We start from the raw sequence: 1,891 nt of genomic DNA, 5'->3' as shown, positions 1-1,891 counted from the left end.
CATAGCGGCGACGTGACATCAAAGACCTCCAAATCCGAGGCCTTTCAATAACCAATCCATTCAAATAGCTAGCCTATTTATGAGTGCACGGCCTAGTTCGCTGCCGGATGCGTTCAGTCTTTCTGACAAACTCACCGATATGAACCGGGACGCGTATCAGGCGAGACTGGTCCTCGATGGCCCGCAACATTGCCTGACGTATCCACCAGACCGCATAGGAACCGAACCTGCTGCCTTTTGTGCTGTCAAACTTTTCAACCGCCCGCATCAGCCCGATGTTGCCCTCCTGAATCAGGTCTTCTATTGGTAATCCTCTTCTGCGGTATCGGTACGCCAGCCAGGGCACTAGCTTCAGGCCTCCCTCCATACCCCGGTCCCGGGCCTTCCTGTAGTTTTCGAGCGCCAGTCTGAGACCTATGAGGTTTTGCCTGTCTGATGTCTTTTGCTCCAGTTCACCGAAGAGCTTTATAAAATCCCGCAGGAAGAACTCTGGTGCTGCGGGTTCGTCTGTGTTTGTTTCGGTCGCGACCCCATCAGCGCTCTCGAAAACATTGCTCTCGTCATCAGCTTCTTCTGTGGCATCTTTCACAATCTCTTCAGTTGGCCGGAGTTCTCCCTGCAGAACTAGGGGAGTTATCTGCATAAATCCGGCGAACATCGCTATAAGACGCGCCCGGGCTTCGGCAACTTTTCCGAAAATTCTGGCCTCGCGATCGGGGCTGAACGGTCCGAAACTGGCAATCTCCATCTTGTATTTCTCAACCGTGTCCAGCCTACCGGTGCACGTATCGCGCAAAACGTCGATAAGCTCTTGGCAGAGCTGGAGATTGTCATTGGTTGGTTCGGCGTTTCTGATGCACTGGAACGGATTTCCGGGACGGGCAGGAAAAATTCTGATGTTTGCCGCAGCGAGTAGCTGCCGCAATTCCAGAATATGCTCCCGCTTGGCCAGCGGCCATTCGGCAGTAACAGCATCATCGGTGAGCCATGCTGCTGCGAGGCCGCTGGCAATCATGGCATGAACGGCTCGAGGGATCGCGACAGTTGTTAGATTGGTGTTGCTGGTGGGGAGGCAAATATCCGCAGTTTGCCAATCGTCGCTTACCCGGAACACACGATGGGACGCGATGGAGACCTGCAAGGCTACCACAGTTTCATCAACGCCGCGATTTTCAGCAGGCGCTTGAAACGGCACCTCGGCTTCCCAACCTTCACTGATCGCCTCACCCGGATAAACGGTTACAACGGGCTCATTACCCTCGGACAGCGGTTCGGCGAGCGTGGCTTGGAGCTGTGAAGCGATAACGTGATGACCATATCTTGTGGCTAGATCAAAGGCGTTACATCCGTCAGAATCGCAAATTGAAACATCTGCGCCTTCGTGTAGGAGAAGTTCACAGATGTTCAGCCGGCCATTCAAAGCGGCTATCATCAACGGAGTGCGCCCGGAAGCATCCTTGCCATTAACCGGAGCTTTTCGACGAAGATGAAGCAATATTGATGCTTCTTCATCTTTTACCAACGCCAGACGAAACAAGGGTGAAATGCTGTCGGCGTCAGATGATACTGGGCTGACAGAACCGATCACGGAAGATGCCCATTACAATTTTTCGATACCGCCCAATACACCTGAATCCCCCCAATATGTCCCCGAAATAATCTCTGCATTTCATAAAATAAAAATCAACCCTCACGCGAAAGGCGAACTAAGCTGATATGGTTTGTCGGCGTCAGACACAGATTTCACCAACGCAGTTCAGCTGTTTCAACTAAGGAGCAATTTTCGCTTCACCTAGGCCGTGCACTCATAAATAGGCTAGCTATTTGAATGGATTGGTTATTGAAAGGCCTCGGATTTGGAGGTCTTTGATGTCACGTCGCCGCTATGAAC

At 52.0% G+C, this 1,891-nt stretch carries 1 protein-coding gene; it reads right to left on the bottom strand.

Translation table 11 applies throughout. The features are described from left to right. Positions 1–73 precede the first annotated feature (73 nt). Positions 74–1,588, bottom strand: a complete 1,515-nt coding sequence (locus tag ACTJKP_RS26810; RefSeq protein ID WP_440632823.1) for a sigma-70 family RNA polymerase sigma factor — start codon at positions 1,586–1,588, stop codon at positions 74–76. Positions 1,589–1,891 lie beyond the last annotated feature (303 nt).

This window comes from Brucella sp. 22210 (assembly GCF_052045675.1).
Taxonomy (GTDB): domain Bacteria; phylum Pseudomonadota; class Alphaproteobacteria; order Rhizobiales; family Rhizobiaceae; genus Brucella.
The sequence above is the reverse complement of the archived record's forward strand: the minus strand, read 5'-3'. Positions and strand labels throughout refer to the sequence as shown.